This is a genomic window from Thiomonas islandica, from assembly GCF_055383445.1.
On the sequence record NZ_AP042391.1, the window covers coordinates 1,382,494 to 1,396,337 of the forward strand.

10 protein-coding genes are annotated in these 13,844 nt (G+C 66.0%); 8 read left to right on the forward strand and 2 right to left on the reverse strand.

Annotated features, from left to right (window positions below):
* Window positions 1–3 precede the first annotated feature (3 nt).
* The 7 genes from ACZ47F_RS06675 (at window position 4) to ACZ47F_RS06705 (ending at window position 8,399) form a co-directional block, all read left to right on the forward strand.
* Entirely contained in the window at window positions 4–2,349 is a 2,346-nt protein-coding gene (locus tag ACZ47F_RS06675; protein WP_464926493.1) for a DNA translocase FtsK, read from the forward strand.
* Between the two features lie 53 nt (window positions 2,350–2,402).
* Window positions 2,403–3,062, forward strand: coding sequence for an outer membrane lipoprotein periplasmic chaperone LolA (gene lolA / locus ACZ47F_RS06680; protein ID WP_464926494.1), 660 nt, complete (start codon window positions 2,403–2,405; stop codon window positions 3,060–3,062).
* A gap of 2 nt (window positions 3,063–3,064) precedes the next feature.
* Complete coding sequence (locus ACZ47F_RS06685; protein WP_464926495.1) at window positions 3,065–4,468, forward strand: replication-associated recombination protein A; 1,404 nt, start codon at window positions 3,065–3,067, stop codon at window positions 4,466–4,468.
* Window positions 4,469–4,839: 371 nt separating this feature from the next.
* Window positions 4,840–5,772, forward strand: a complete 933-nt coding sequence (locus tag ACZ47F_RS06690; protein WP_464926496.1) for a branched-chain amino acid ABC transporter permease — start codon at window positions 4,840–4,842, stop codon at window positions 5,770–5,772.
* Between the two features lie 10 nt (window positions 5,773–5,782).
* A complete protein-coding gene (locus ACZ47F_RS06695; RefSeq protein WP_464926497.1) occupies window positions 5,783–6,904 on the forward strand; it encodes an ABC transporter permease subunit in 1,122 nt (373 codons plus the stop codon).
* On the forward strand, window positions 6,901–7,671 hold the full coding sequence (locus ACZ47F_RS06700) for an ABC transporter ATP-binding protein (RefSeq protein WP_464926498.1): 771 nt from the start codon (window positions 6,901–6,903) through the stop codon (window positions 7,669–7,671). The genes ACZ47F_RS06695 and ACZ47F_RS06700 overlap by 4 nt, the downstream gene beginning before the upstream one ends.
* A 2-nt stretch (window positions 7,672–7,673) precedes the next feature.
* The gene (locus ACZ47F_RS06705; protein WP_464926499.1) at window positions 7,674–8,399 is read left to right on the forward strand and encodes an ABC transporter ATP-binding protein; all 726 of its coding nucleotides are present in this window, start codon (window positions 7,674–7,676) and stop codon (window positions 8,397–8,399) included.
* Window positions 8,400–8,425: 26 nt separating this feature from the next.
* On the opposite strand, the gene ACZ47F_RS06710 is transcribed toward ACZ47F_RS06705, so the two are convergent.
* Window positions 8,426–9,457, reverse strand: a complete 1,032-nt coding sequence (locus tag ACZ47F_RS06710) for a CDP-6-deoxy-delta-3,4-glucoseen reductase (RefSeq protein WP_464926500.1) — start codon at window positions 9,455–9,457, stop codon at window positions 8,426–8,428.
* Between the two features lie 24 nt (window positions 9,458–9,481).
* On the opposite strand from ACZ47F_RS06710, the gene ACZ47F_RS06715 reads away from it, so the two are divergent.
* On the forward strand, window positions 9,482–10,426 hold the full coding sequence (locus tag ACZ47F_RS06715; RefSeq protein ID WP_464926501.1) for an SDR family oxidoreductase: 945 nt from the start codon (window positions 9,482–9,484) through the stop codon (window positions 10,424–10,426).
* A gap of 22 nt (window positions 10,427–10,448) precedes the next feature.
* Here the strand turns inward: ACZ47F_RS06715 and ACZ47F_RS06720 are convergent, their stop codons facing one another.
* The gene (locus ACZ47F_RS06720; protein ID WP_464926502.1) at window positions 10,449–13,367 is read right to left on the reverse strand and encodes an Rne/Rng family ribonuclease; all 2,919 of its coding nucleotides are present in this window, start codon (window positions 13,365–13,367) and stop codon (window positions 10,449–10,451) included.
* Window positions 13,368–13,844 lie beyond the last annotated feature (477 nt).

The following is a 13,844-nucleotide window of genomic DNA, read 5'->3' on the forward strand; positions in this document are numbered from 1 at the left end:
CGTATGCCCAAAATCGATACTCAGCGCCGCTCGACCTCGACCTCACTCCGCCAGCCGCCGCGCAGCCGTCTGCAGCGTCTTGCGGCCGAAGTTCGCCTGACCGCAGCGTTCATCGGTTGGATTCTGCTCAGCCTGAGTCTGCTGAGCTACCACAAGTCCGACCCGTCCTGGTCGAGTTCGGGCGCGGGCGGCGCCGTGGCCAACTGGGTGGGTATGCTGGGCGCCTGGTTCTCGGACATCGCTTACTTCCTGCTCGGATATTCGGCGCTGTGGCTCATCCCCCTCGGGCTGTATGTTGTGCTGCGCCTGTGGCATGGCACGCAGCATGGCCTGCCCGAGGCCGATCCAGAGGCGGCCGGGGGCCGCTGGCACAGGCTGCGACCGCTCGCGGCGGCAGCCGGCGTGCTGTTGCTACCGCTGTCGAGCGCGGCGCTCGAGGCCACGCGACTGTGGAGCCTGTCCGCCCACCTGCCGGGACAGGCTGGCGGTCTGCTCGGCCATGCGCTCGGCACCGGGGTCGACACCCTGCTCGGCGACACCGGCGGGACGCTGGTGCTGCTGGCCGTGTTTCTGTTTGCGCTGAGCTGGGTGGGGCATTTTTCCTGGGCGGACGCGGCCGAGCGCCTGGGCGGTTGGATCGAGCGGCTGTGGACCTGGCAGATCGAGCGCCGTAGCCGCGAGCAGGATGCACGCGCCGGTCAGCAGGCTACGCAAGAGCGCGAAAAGGAAGTCGAACAGCAGCGGCCGCTGGTCGAGGAGCGCGAAGTGCTCGCGCCGGTGGTGATCGAGCCGTCCGTGGCAGTCGTGCCGCAGTCGCCTCGGGTGCTCAAGGAAAAGCAGCAACCCCTGTTCAACGAACTGCCGGACTCCTCCCTGCCAGCGCTGAGTCTGCTCGATGCCGCACCTGCGGTGCAGGTGGAAGCGGTGAACCATGAAACCCTCGAATTCACCTCGCGGCTGATCGAGAAAAAGCTCAAGGACTTCGGTGTAGAAGTGCGCGTGGTGGCGGCCTATCCCGGGCCGGTGATTACGCGCTATGAAGTCGAGCCGGCCACCGGGGTGAAGGGGGCGCAGATCGTCAACCTGTCGCGCGACTTGGCGCGTGCGCTGTCGCTGGTGAGCATCCGCGTGGTCGAGACCATTCCGGGCAAGAACACCATGGCATTGGAGCTGCCCAACGCCAAGCGGCAGACCATCCGGTTGTCGGAAATCCTAGGTTCCACCAGCTATCACGATGCAACCTCGTTACTGACCATGGGACTGGGTAAGGACATCGTTGGTCATCCGGTGGTGGTCGATCTGGCCAAGATGCCGCATCTGCTGGTTGCGGGCACGACCGGTTCGGGCAAATCGGTCGGGGTCAACGCCATGATCCTGAGCCTGCTCTACAAGGCCGAGCCAAGCGATGTGCGCCTGCTGCTGATCGATCCGAAGATGCTCGAACTTAGCGTTTACGACGGCATTGCGCATTTGCTGGCACCAGTGGTGACCGACATGAAGCAGGCGGCGCAGGCGCTGAACTGGTGCGTGGGCGAAATGGAGCGGCGCTACAAGCTGATGAGCAAGCTGGGTGTGCGCAATCTGGCGGGCTACAACACCAAGGTGCAGGACGCCAAGGCGCGCGGCGAGCCGCTGACCAACCCGTTCAGCCTGACCCCGGAAGCGCCCGAGCCGCTGGAAAAACTGCCGCACATCGTCGTGGTCATCGACGAACTGGCCGACTTGATGATGGTGGTGGGCAAGAAGATCGAAGAACTCATCGCTCGCCTGGCGCAGAAGGCGCGGGCCTCGGGCATCCATCTCATTCTGGCCACGCAGCGGCCGAGCGTCGATGTGATCACCGGGCTGATCAAAGCCAACATCCCGACCCGCATCGCGTTTCAGGTGTCGAGCAAGGTGGATTCGCGCACCATCCTCGACCAGATGGGCGCGGAAAGCCTGCTCGGCATGGGCGACATGCTCTACCTACCGCCGGGCTCTGGCATGCCGCAGCGGGTGCATGGCGCCTTCGTCAGCGATGCCGAGGTGCACCGTGTGGTCGAAGACATCAAGAGCCGGGGCGGACCGAACTATCTCGACGGCATCCTCACCGGCGAAGAGGAGGTTGGGGCAGCCGGTGGTGCGGGCGTGCCGGGGTCGATCGACGGCGAGAGCGACCCGCTCTACGACCAGGCGGTGCAGATCGTGCTGCAGCACCGCAAGGCGTCGATTTCGCTGGTCCAGCGTCATCTGCGTATCGGCTACAACCGTTCAGCCAGACTGCTAGAGCAGATGGAGCAGTCGGGTCTAGTCTCCGCACTGATGCCAAACGGCAACCGCGACATTCTGGTGCCGGTGCGGCCGGAATGAGCGCGGCTGCGGCCTGATCCGCCTCCTGGCTTTCCCTGAAGAAAGACGACGACATGACGAACCTCATCGCCCGCGTCCGCGCGGCACTGGCCGCCTTGCTGCTCGGTGTGGGCCTGCTCGCGCCCCTGACCGCTGCCGCCGCGGCCAACCCAGTGCAACTGCTCGAGCAGTGGCTGCAGCAGACCCGCAGCGGCAGTGCGCAGTTCACCCAGACCGTGCGCAACCTCAAGGGTCCGACGCAGGCTCCGGCCTCAGGCCAGTTTGCCTTCGAGCGGCCTAACCGATTTCGCTGGGACTACACCAAACCCTACGTCCAGGTCATCGTCAGCGACGGCAAGCAGCTCTGGACCTACGACCACGACCTCGACCAGGTCACCATCACCCCGGTCACACAGGCGTTCAGGGGCACGCCGGCCGCCATCTTTGCCGGTGCCGATCTGACCCGGTTGTTCACCCTACAGGCCCTGCCCGATGCCGACGGACTGCAGTGGGTGCAGGCCACGCCCAAGGCCAAGGACAGCAATTTCGACTGGATCCGCATCGGCCTGCGCAACACCGCGCAGGGGCCGGAAGTGGTCGAGCTGCAGCTGCGCGATGCCTTCGGCCAAGTGTCCACCATGCGGTTTTCCGACATTGTGCGCAACCCCAGCCTTGCCGCGGACAGCTTCCGCTTCACCCCACCCAAAAGCGCGTCGGTCATCCGTCAGCCGTGAACATGCAGGACAGTCCAGGTCTGTTCGACGATGCGCTAGCGCCTGAGCCGCCCAAGGCGGCGCAGCTGTCCGTCCCCGTGCAGGTGCCGCTGGCCGAGCGCCTGCGGCCGCATCATGTCGATGCGGTGGTCGGACAACGCCACCTGCTCGGCCCGGGCAAGCCGCTGCGAGTGGCCTTCGAGACCCGGCGGCTGCATTCCATGCTGTTCTGGGGGCCGCCCGGTGTGGGTAAGACCACGCTGGCGCGGCTGATGGCCGACGCCTTCGATGCCGATTTCCTGCCGCTGTCGGCAGTGCTCGCTGGGGTCAAGGACATCCGCGACGCGGTAGCGCAGGCACAGGCGGCGCAGCGGCGGGGGCGGGCCACCATCGTGTTCGTCGATGAGGTGCACCGCTTCAACAAGAGCCAGCAGGACGCCTTCCTGCCGCATGTCGAGTCGGGCCTGTTCACCTTCATCGGCGCCACTACCGAGAATCCCTCGTTCGAGGTCAACAGTGCGCTGCTATCGCGCGCCGTGGTGTATGTACTGCAGCCTCTGGATGATGACGATCTGCTGGCGCTGATGCAGCGCGCGCTGCCGGGCAGCGGGGTCGAGGCGATCGAACCCGCTGCGCAGCAGCGCCTCATCCGCCATGCCGACGGCGACGCGCGCCGGCTGCTCGGTGCGCTGGAACTGGCGTTGCAGGCCGCGCAGCGCGCGGGTCAGACGACACTCACCGCGGACGCCCTGGAGCAGACCCTGGGTGCCGCACTGCTGCGCTTCGACAAGGGCGGCGACCAGACCTATGACCTGATCTCGGCGCTGCACAAATCGGTACGCGGCTCGGACGCGGAAGCCGCGCTGTACTGGCTTGCCCGCATGCTCGAAGGCGGTGCCGATCCGCGCTATCTCGCACGGCGGCTGATCCGCATGGCGGTCGAGGATATCGGCCTAGCCGACCCGAGGGCGCTGACCCTCTCGCTGGAGGCAGCGCAGGTCTACGAGCGTCTGGGTAGTCCCGAGGGCGAACTGGCGCTGGCGCAGGCCGTGGTCTATCTAGCGGTCACGCCCAAGTCCAACGCGGTCTACACCGCGTACAAGGCCGCCCGTGCATTCGCCCGGCAAACCGGCACCCAGCCCGTGCCCATGCACCTGCGCAATGCGCCGACCCGGCTGATGAAAGACCTAGGCTATGGCAAGGATTATCGCTATGCCCACGACGAGCCGGACGCCTTCGCTGCCGCAGAGACCTATTTTCCAGAAGGCATGACGCCGCCGCGCTTCTACCAACCGACTTCGCGGGGACTGGAGGAGCGCATTGCCCGGCGCTTGCATGAGCTGGCAGAGCGCAATACCCACGGCAGTGTTCTGTCGACTTTGCCACTGGAAGGCGACACTATGGCGCCCGAGCCACCGTCCGACTGACCGCCATCACAATGCGGGTTCACCCGCTGCAGGGTGCAGCAAGGCAGGCAGTTATCATCGCGCCAGCTCGAAAAACAGGGGGCTTGGACAGCCGGCCCCCGCAAAACCAATGCAGCCTGTTCACACTTCCTCCCGGCTCTATTCCTGCCAGGTGCGATGCTTCCCATGGGGCGCGTGACCCCATGCGGGGCTGACATGCAAGCCCCGCTCAAACCAGCTGCCAACGCCACCGCACCGAAATCGTACGGTGAATCAGGCATGCGCCTTGCTTTCTGTTTCCTTTGTTGTTCTGTTTGCCCGTTTCATCTCGGCCGCTTCAAAAGAGACTGGCCGCAACGCACCAGCCATCCGCTCGTCAGGAGAATGTAGGAATGGAAATTTTTCTTCAGCAGATCGTCAACGGTCTGGTTCTGGGCAGCATGTATGCCCTGATCGCTCTGGGCTACACCATGGTGTACGGCATCATCAATCTCATCAACTTCGCGCATGGCGACGTGATGATGGTTGGGGCGCTGACGGCCTACAGCGTGTTCAAGCTCATGGAGCATGTGGCGCCGGGCATAGCGCCCTGGCTGGTGATCATGCTGGCCGTGATCATCGCCATGATCGCCACCTCGGTGCTCAACTATTTCATCGAACGCATCGCCTACAGGCCGCTGCGCAACGCACCCAAGCTGGCGCCGCTGATCACGGCCATCGGCATGTCCATCCTGCTGGAGACCCTGGCCATGATCATCTGGGGCCGCGACTACAAGGTGTTTCCGGCGCATCTGCTGCCGAGCAACATCATCCATGTCGCAGGCGTGGTCATCACCCCGGTGCAGGTGATGATCTTGATCGTCACCGCCGTGCTGCTGGGCGGTTTGACCTGGCTGGTCAATCACACCAAGCTGGGACGCGCGATGCGTGCCACCGCCGAGAACCCGCGCGTGGCAGCGCTGATGGGGGTCAATCCCAATTTCGTGATCTCCGCGGCCTTCGTGATCGGTGCGATGCTCGCGGCCATTGCCGGGGTGATGTGGTTCGCCAACTTCGCCACGGCCAATTTCTACATGGGCTTCACGCCGGGTTTGAAGGCGTTCACCGCGGCGGTGCTGGGCGGCATCGGTAACCTGTCGGGTGCGATGCTCGGCGGGGTGCTGCTCGGCTTGATCGAGGTGCTGGGCGCAGGCTATATCGGCACGCTCACCGGTGGCGTGTTCGGCAGCAACTATCAGGACATCTTCGCGTTCATCGTGCTGATTCTGGTGCTGACCTTGCGGCCGCAAGGTCTGCTGGGCGAGCGTGTGGCCGACCGCGCCTGAGGAGAGCAACATGGACAAACAAAAGAACTGGGCCTGGATCGTTGCCGCCGGCGCGGCGCTCATCGCGCTGCCGTTGGTGCTGCAGATCGCCGGTGACGCCTGGGTGCGCATCGCGGCGTTTGCCATGCTCTACATCATGCTGGCGCTGGGCCTGAACATCGTGGTCGGCCTGGCCGGCTTGCTCGACCTGGGCTACATCGCCTTTTACGCGGTCGGCGCGTATCTGTACGCGCTGCTGTCGTCGAACCAGCTCACCAGCAATTTCGACAGCCTCGGCGCGATGTTTCCCAACGGCTTCGATGTGTCGATCTGGCTGGTCATCCCGCTGGCGGCCGCGCTGGCAGCCGGTGCCGGCATCGTGCTGGGCACGCCGGTGCTCAAGCTGCGCGGCGACTATCTGGCCATCGTCACGCTGGGCTTTGGCGAGATCATCCGCATTTTCATGAACAACCTGAACGCGCCGATCAACATCACCAACGGCCCGCAGGGCATCTCGGGCATCCACGGCATCCGCCTGTTCGGCTGGGACCTGAACCACAACATCGAGATCGGCAACTACACCATTCCCTCGGTGGCGCAGTATTACTGGCTGTTCCTGATCCTGGTCGTGCTGGTGGTCACGCTGAGCTACCGCCTGCAGGACTCGCGCATCGGCCGTGCCTGGATGGCGATGCGCGAGGACGAAATCGCCGCCAAGGCGATGGGGATCAACACGCGCAACATGAAGCTGCTGGCGTTTTCGATGGGGGCGACTTTCGGCGGCGTCGCCGGCGTGATGTTCGCCGCCTTCCAGGGCTTCGTCTCGCCCGAGTCGTTCTCGCTGCTGGAGTCGATCATCGTGCTGGCGATGGTGGTGATCGGCGGCATGGGGCACATTCCCGGCGTCATCCTCGGTGCGGTGCTGCTGTCGGTACTACCCGAGGCGCTGCGCTACACCGGTTTCATCTCCGACTGGCAGCAGCACGCCTTTGGCCATGTGTTCATCGACAGTGGCATCCTGCGCCAGCTGATCTACGCACTGGCGATGATCATCGTGATGATCATGCGACCCAAGGGGCTGTGGCCTGCGCCGGAGCATGGCAAGGGCATTGCCAAGCTACCCAATCCGCTGCAGCAAGGAGGCAAGGCATGAGCGAGACCGTGTTGCAAGTCAGCGGCGCGTCCAAGCGCTTTGGCGGTCTGCAGGCGCTTAACGATGTGGACATCCGGATCGAGCGCGGTCAGATTTACGGCCTGATCGGCCCCAATGGCGCGGGCAAGACCACGTTTTTCAATGTCATCACCGGGCTGTATCCGCCGGATTCGGGTGAATTCATCCTTGCCGGCAAGCCGTACAAGCCGGCCGCGGTGCATCAGGTGGCACGCGAAGGCATTGCGCGCACCTTCCAGAACATCCGCTTGTTCCCGGACATGACCGCGCTGGAAAACGTAATGGTCGGCCGGCATGTGCGCACTCGCAGTGCGGTGATCGGCGCGGTGTTTCGCACCAGGCGTTTCAAGGCCGAGGAAAGCGCGATCCGCGCGCGTGCGCTCGAGCTGCTGGCGTATGTGGGCATCGAGCGCTACGCCGACTTCCGCGCCCGCACCCTGTCGTACGGCGACCAGCGCCGCCTGGAGATTGCCCGCGCACTGGCCACCGATCCGCAGTTGCTGGCGCTCGACGAGCCGGCCGCCGGGATGAATGCCACCGAAAAGCTGCAGCTGCGCGAGCTGCTCAGCGCGATCCAGAAAGACGGCCGCACCATCCTGATCATTGAGCACGACGTCAAGCTGGTCATGGGGCTGTGCGACCGCGTGACCGTGCTCGACTACGGGAAGATCATTGCCGAAGGGATGCCTGCCGAGGTGCAGAAAAATCCGAAAGTCATCGAAGCCTATCTGGGCGCAGGGGGGCACTGAGCATGGCCGACATCGTTCTCCAAGTCACCGGCCTGCGGGTCTCCTATGGCGGGATCGAAGCGGTCAAGGGCATCGATCTGGAAGTGCGCAAGGGCGAACTGGTCAGCCTGATCGGCGCCAACGGCGCGGGCAAGACCACCACCCTCAAGGCCATCACCGGACTGCAGCCGATCACTGACGGCGAGGTGCAGTTCGCCGGCCGCAATATCAATGGCCAGGGCGCTTACCAGCTGGTGCGCCAGGGGCTGTGCATGGTGCCGGAAGGGCGGGGCGTGTTCACCCGCATGACCATCCAGGAAAACCTGCTGATGGGCGCCTACAGCCGCAAGGACAAAGAGATCGCCAGCGACATCGACAGGGTCTACGGCATCTTTCCGCGCCTGAAGGAGCGGCGTGACCAGCTGGCAGGCACCATGTCCGGCGGTGAGCAGCAGATGCTGGCGATGGGCCGTGCTCTGATGAGCCGTCCGCAGGTACTGCTGCTCGACGAGCCGTCGATGGGCCTGTCGCCGATTATGGTCGACAAGATTTTTGAAGTGGTCGAGGATATTTCCAAGCAGGGCGTGACCATTTTGCTGGTCGAGCAGAACGCCAAGCGCGCGCTGGGCCTGGCCGACCGGGGCTATGTCATGGACTCGGGACTAGTGACCATGACCGGCCCGGCCGACGCACTGCTGGACGATCCTAGGGTGCGCGCGGCTTACCTCGGCGAGTCGGCGGGGCAGTAGGGCAAGGGGTCGCCTGGCCCCGCCCGTCAGGCCTGCGCGCCGGCCTTGTCGGCTTCTGTGGTGAAGGCATCGGCGAAAAATGCATCGGGCGGCAGCCTGCAGTGCTGGGTGAAATCGCGCTGCGCGGCGTCGACCATCACCGGCGCGCCGCAGGCATAGACCGCGTGGCCCGACAGGTCGGGAAAATCGGCCATGACTGCGAGGTGGACGAAGCCGGTGCGCCCGGCCCATTGCGCCTGCGCCTCGGACAGCACCGGAATGAAGCGCAGATTGGGCATGGCCGCGCATTGCTGCTCGACCCAGTCGCGCAGGTACAGGTCGTGCTGCTTGCGTCCGCCCCAGTAGAGCGTGACCTCGCGCGCATCGCCATTGGCCTGCATCTGCTCGAGCATGGCCTTGATCGGCGCAAAGCCCGTGCCGGAGGCGAGAAAGATCATCGGCTTGGCGTGCGGATCGTCGCGCAGGAAAAAGCTGCCGAACGGCCCCTCGATGCGCTGGATGTCCTTTTCCTTCATCGCGGTGAAGACATGGTCGGTGAAGCGACCGCCCGGCATATGGCGCACATGCAGCTCGATCTGCGGTGCCTCGGTGGGCGCGTTGGCCATCGAATAGCTGCGCCGCACGCCGCCCGGCAGCAGGAACTGGATGTACTGGCCGGCACGGTAGCGCAGCGGATCGGCTGCAGGCAGCTGCAGCATCACACGCATCACGTCGGGTGCCAGACGCTCGATGCGGCTGACCCGGGCCGGCATCTTTTTTACCGGGAACTCGCCAGCACCGACCACCTCGTGGCTTTCGATCACCGCATCGCTGAGCGCCTTGGCCCGGCAGGTGAGAATAAAGCCCTGTGCGCGCTCGCTCTCGCTCAGCGCCTTGAGCTGATGCGGCCCGAGTGCGATCTCGCCTTGCAGCAGCCTGCATTTGCAGGAACCGCAGGCGCCGTCCTGGCAGCCGTAGGGCAGACCGACGGATTGGCGGATCGCTGCGGCGAGCAGGGTTTCTTCCGCCTGCACGGTGAACTGATGGCCGCTGGGCTGGACAGTGACTCGGTGGCTCATGACAGGATAGACCAGGGATAGAACATGATTGGAACGAAGCGACTTCGGCGGCCCCGCCTGCTGATCGTGGGTTGCGGTGACATCGGCATGCGGGTGGCGGCTTTGGCGTGTGGGCGATACCGGCTGCTGGCGCTGACCTCGTCGCCCGAGCGGCTGGACGCGCTGCGAACGGCGGGCATCGTGCCCATCGTTGGCAATCTCGACCAGCCGCAAACCTTGTGGCGACTCGCCCGTCTGGCGCCGCAGCGGGTGCTGATGCTCGCTCCGCCGGCAGACACCTCGGGCACGCTCGACCTGCGCAGCCGCCATCTGATTTCCAGACTGAGACAGGCCAGCATCTTATCCGGCCCCGGGAAAAACACCTTGCGCGTGGTCTATGCCAGCACCAGCGGTGTCTACGGCGATTGCGCGGGCGAGCGGGTCGACGAAACCCGGCGCTGCATGCCGCAGACAGAGCGTGCGCAGCGCCGCTGCGACGCCGAGCAGCGCTGGCGGCAGGCCGGGCGGCAGCAGGGCTGGCACGTCGGTCTGCTGCGTATCCCCGGCATCTACGACGGCTGGTTGCGCTCGCCGCGAGTCCGGCTGACGCGTGGTCTGCCCGTGCTGGCGCCGCAGGACGATGTCTACACCAATCACATCCATGCCGACGACCTGGCCCGGTTGTGCCTGCTCGCGCTGGACCGCGCTGCGCCGGGGCGGGTGTACAACGTGTGCGACGACAGCGTCCTGCGCATGGGAGAATACTTCGATCTCGCGGCAGACCTGTACGGCCTGCCTCGCCCGCCGCGCGTGACGCGCGCCGGCGCGACAGCCGCGGGCCTGAGCCCGATGATGCTCAGCTTCATGCGCGAGTCGCGCCGGCTGGACAACACCCGGATGAAGGCCGAGCTGCGCGCGACCCTGCGCTATCCGGATGTGGCCAGCGGGCTGCGCGCCGGCAGCAGCGCAGGCGGCGGCAGCGAGGGTTGAGCGCGCCGCCGGCGGGCGCAGGTCAATGCGTCTGCCGGGTGTTTTCCGGCAGTGGCAGCGTGGGCAGCGTCCGCACGGTTTCCACCAGGATCAGCGGGCCCTCGTCCAGCTTGGGCACCGGCTTGCGCTCGCGCGGCACATGGATCGGCGCCGGCTGTGCCGCCAGCGCCTCCTGCGCCCGGCGGATGGCCTGTGGGTCGGACTGCACCCACACCAGCCCGGCGGCCTGTACCCTGGCACGCAACTCTTCTACGGGCAAGACATCGGCAGTGGATTGGGGCGAAGCGGCGGGAGCCGTCGGGCTCGGCGGCGGTTGCGGCGCATCCGGCGCGATTTCCGCAGCCGCGGCGGGCTGCGCAGGCTGCGGCATGGCCGGCGACGGGGCCGACGGCGAAAGTGCCGGCAGCGTCTCGGGTGGGGCGCTGGGCGCCGCTTGCGCGCCGCCCTGGTCCGCCGCGGCCAGCGTGCCGAGCGGCACGACGGGGGCGGCCAGCGAACCAAAGCTCGGACCGTGTGCTTCGGCAGGCTGGTCGCTGTCGGTCTGGGCGACGTCTTCGGGTTCTGCCGGGGTCAGGCTGCTCTGGGCTGCAGCACCTGCTTCGCGCCGTCCGCCACGCCGGCCACGGCCGCGGCGGTTGCGCGTCTTGCGCTCGGTTTGCGCTGCGTCGTTCTCGCCGTCGGCGGGCTGGTCAGGTGCCACCGCCTCGGCGGGCACGGCGCTTTCCAGGGCGATCAGGCCGGCGTCATCAGGCGCGGCAGCGGGCACGTTTTCCACCGCATCGCGGCGCGGGCGACGCTGCCCATTGCGGCTGGCGGTGTCAGTGCGGATTTGTGCCGTGGCGCCGGTGTTGGGGGGCGCGGCCTGGCCTGCGGCATCGGCTTGCGGTTTGCGCGTGGTGGCTTCTTCAGGCTTGCGTTCGCGCTGACTCTCACGCTCCGGGTTGGCAGTTTGTGCCCGCTGCGACCGGCTGCGGCCAGGTGCTGCCTCTGCTGGCTGAGTGCTGTCGACGGTGATTTCGTTGCCGTCTGCCTTGGGGCGCTGGCGACCTTCGATCTGGCGGTCGCGTCCTCCGCGGCGCCGGTTACCGTTCTGCCCGTTGCCGTTGCGTGGGCCACGGGCGCTGGTTGCACTGTCCGGCTGGGTCAGCGCCGGAGCAGGGGGCGGCGCGGGCTGGACGGGTTCGGTGGGCAGGGCGGGTTGCGGTGCGGCGCCAAACAGACGCCTGACCCAGCCGAACAGCCCGCCCGCAGCAGCGGGTGCTGGTGCGGCAAGGGGGGGCGTGGTGGCCGTGGCAGCAGGTACAGGGGCCGGTGGCTCGACGGCTGCCATCGGCGCCTGCCCTTCGGGCGTGATGCCCTGCACCTTGGCTTCTTGACGCGGGCGGTGTTCGCGGTTGCGCCGGGTGATGGCGGCGTCTTCCTCGATCTCGTCTGCCATCTTGTAGCTGGTCGGCAGGTTGTCCAGGCGCGGATCGTCGTGCTTGAGACGCTCGAGTTTGTAGTTCGGCGTGTCCAGATGCTTGTTCGGGATAAGCAGGATGGACAGGCGCTGGCGCAGCTCGATCTTGGTGATTTCGGCGCGCTTTTCGTTGAGCAGGAAGGAGGCGACCTCGACCGGAACCTGCACATGCACCGCCGCGGTGCCTTCCTTCATCGCCTCTTCCTGGATGATGCGCAGGATCTGCAGCGCGCTCGACTCGGTGTCGCGGATATGGCCGGTGCCGTTGCACCTTGGGCAGGTGACGTAAGCGCCTTCGGACAGCGCCGGACGCAACCGCTGACGCGACAATTCGAGCAGGCCGAACTTGGAAATCTTGCTCACCTGCACCCGCGCGCGGTCCTGGCGCATGGCCTCGCGCAGGCGGTCCTCCACCGCGCGCTGGTTGCGCGGCTCTTCCATGTCGATGAAATCGACCACGATCAGGCCGCCCAGGTCGCGCAGCCGCATCTGCCGCGCCACTTCGTCTGCCGCTTCCAGGTTGGTGCGCAGCGCGGTATCTTCGATCGCGCTGCCGCGGGTGGCGCGCGCCGAGTTGACATCGACCGCCACCAGTGCCTCGGTGTGATCGATGACGATCGCCCCGCCGGACGGCAGGCTGACCGTGCGCGAGTAGGCGGTCTCGATCTGCTGTTCGATCTGGAAGCGCGAAAACAGCGGCAGGTCGTCGCGGTAGCGCTTGACACGGTCGACCGTGTCGGGCATGACATGCAGCATGAACTGCCGCGCCTGCTCGAACACGTCCTGCGTGTCGATGAGGATTTCACCGATGTCCGCGGTGAAATAGTCGCGGATCGCGCGGATGACCAGCGAGGACTCCTGGTAGATCAGGAACGCGCCTTTCTGCGAGTCGGCAGCGTCACGGATCGCGCTCCACAGCTTGAGCAGGTAGTTCAGGTCCCACTGCAGCTCCTCGACACTGCGGCCGATGCCCGCGGTGCGCGCAATCAGGCTCATGCCCTCGGGATACTGCAGCTGTTCCATCGCCACGCGCAGTTCCTGACGGTCGTCGCCCTCGATGCGACGGCTCACGCCGCCGCCGCGCGGGTTGTTGGGCATGAGCACCAGGTAGCGTCCGGCCAGCGAGATGATGGTGGTCAGCGCCGCGCCCTTGTTGCCGCGCTCTTCCTTTTCCACCTGCACCAGCAATTCCTGGCCTTCGCGAATCACGTCCTGGATGCGCGCCTGCGACGGTGGCACGCCTTCCTTGAAATACTGCCGCGAGATTTCCTTGAACGGCAGGAAGCCGTGACGCTCCTCGCCATAGTCGACGAAACAGGCTTCGAGCGAGGGCTCGACCCGCGTGACCACGGCCTTGTAGATATTGCCCTTGCGCTGCTCGCGCCCGGCCTGCTCGATGTCGATGTCGAGCAGTTTCTGCCCGTCGACAATGGCCACGCGCAACTCTTCCGACTGCGTGGCGTTGAACAACATGCGTTTCATCTCATTGCTCCTGGCCGCGCACGGCGGCCGATCCAAAGCGGGCGCAATTGCGCCCCCATACGTTGTGGCCCGGAGCTGAAACCGTGCCGGTGTGCTTGCAGGTATTGCAGCGACACCAGCCGGCCGAGAATCAGACGGCACTCATGCCGGAGCATCCATCCGTTGCGCCCCGCAGCGCGGCACCTGGGTTGCGGCACCAGACCGTTGGTCCGGGGGCACACGGGCCGGGTCTGCGGCGGCGATCGCACGCTGCAGACGGGCAGGAGGGTGGGGTGGGTGAGCACAGGCAGGTTTCGCCCGCGGCAACGGCACACAGCGCGCGGTGTGCGCTGTGCTGCGGTCGTGGGCGAATGGTCGATTCAAGGGTTTCAGATCCAGGGTGGCAAAGTCCGTCGGGCGTTGCGCATCTGGTAGACACTGCGCAACCGCGTCGTTCGGGCTCTGGGCCAACGCTCATCAGGGTGAAGCCTGTTCGCG

Bases quoted from the DNA above. Each gene is read 5' to 3' on its own strand.
- ACZ47F_RS06690 (WP_464926496.1), top strand. From the start codon at position 4,840: ATGGAAATTTTTCTTCAGCAGATCGTCAACGGTCTGGTTCTGGGCAGC.
- ACZ47F_RS06720 (WP_464926502.1), bottom strand. From the start codon at position 13,367: ATGAAACGCATGTTGTTCAACGCCACGCAGTCGGAAGAGTTGCGCGTG.
- ACZ47F_RS06695 (WP_464926497.1), top strand. From the start codon at position 5,783: ATGGACAAACAAAAGAACTGGGCCTGGATCGTTGCCGCCGGCGCGGCG.
- ACZ47F_RS06675 (WP_464926493.1), top strand. From the start codon at position 4: ATGCCCAAAATCGATACTCAGCGCCGCTCGACCTCGACCTCACTCCGC.
- ACZ47F_RS06705 (WP_464926499.1), top strand. From the start codon at position 7,674: ATGGCCGACATCGTTCTCCAAGTCACCGGCCTGCGGGTCTCCTATGGC.
- ACZ47F_RS06715 (WP_464926501.1), top strand. From the start codon at position 9,482: ATGATTGGAACGAAGCGACTTCGGCGGCCCCGCCTGCTGATCGTGGGT.
- ACZ47F_RS06710 (WP_464926500.1), bottom strand. From the start codon at position 9,457: ATGAGCCACCGAGTCACTGTCCAGCCCAGCGGCCATCAGTTCACCGTG.
- ACZ47F_RS06700 (WP_464926498.1), top strand. From the start codon at position 6,901: ATGAGCGAGACCGTGTTGCAAGTCAGCGGCGCGTCCAAGCGCTTTGGC.
- ACZ47F_RS06685 (WP_464926495.1), top strand. From the start codon at position 3,065: ATGCAGGACAGTCCAGGTCTGTTCGACGATGCGCTAGCGCCTGAGCCG.
- lolA (WP_464926494.1), top strand. From the start codon at position 2,403: ATGACGAACCTCATCGCCCGCGTCCGCGCGGCACTGGCCGCCTTGCTG.